The sequence below is a fragment of the Desulfotomaculum copahuensis genome, assembly GCF_001655685.1.
In the GTDB taxonomy this organism is placed as follows: Bacteria; Bacillota; Desulfotomaculia; order Desulfotomaculales; family Desulfovirgulaceae; genus Desulfotomaculum_G; species Desulfotomaculum_G copahuensis.
The window spans coordinates 1-551 of sequence record NZ_LYVF01000136.1 but is presented as its reverse complement, the minus strand read 5'-3'; the positions used below and the strand labels follow the sequence as shown (position 1 = coordinate 551).

Genomic DNA, 551 nt, shown 5'->3' with positions numbered 1-551 from the left:
GGGCGCCTTCTACCCACTCTGTTTTGGCGGGAGGCCAAAACGTAGCGTGGCCGCTACCACGCTAAGGCCAGGGGTGGCGATAAATTGTGAAATGGACGCTTCAGCGTTGGGTATGGCAGTTGCAGTCGCCCCTTTTTATCGGCATGCCGCCGTCCGGCGCGTTAAACCGCTGCCGTCTATATATTCCGGCCCGGGTGATGTGGGGGGCGTTTACGGCGGAAATTGCCCGTTCCAGGGCCCAATCAAACCCGGATAACATAGATGAACTATATAAAGCGGTGGGGGACGATCTGAAAGAAAAGGTGAGGTTCAGTTATCTTTACCCGGCGGAATATACCGCAGACGGGTGGCTGGCCTGGTTGCCCCGGTATGAAAGCGGCAAGGGCCAGAGTTGGCGGAGAGAAGATTGGAATAGCACTGAAAGCAGGGGGATGTTGTAAATCGTGTTCATTCTGGCACATACCGGCATTACCTGGGGGCAGCGTGGATGGTTACCCGTGAGCGTTCAGGGGCGTCGCCGGTGTCACAGGCCGTCATTAGAAATATTCACC

1 protein-coding gene is annotated in these 551 nt (G+C 56.3%); it reads left to right on the top strand.

The window, feature by feature from the left end:
- Nucleotides 1-86: 86 nt before the first annotated feature.
- The gene (locus A6M21_RS08060; protein ID WP_066667635.1) at nucleotides 87-440 is read left to right on the top strand and encodes a hypothetical protein; all 354 of its coding nucleotides are present in this window, start codon (nucleotides 87-89) and stop codon (nucleotides 438-440) included.
- Nucleotides 441-551 lie beyond the last annotated feature (111 nt).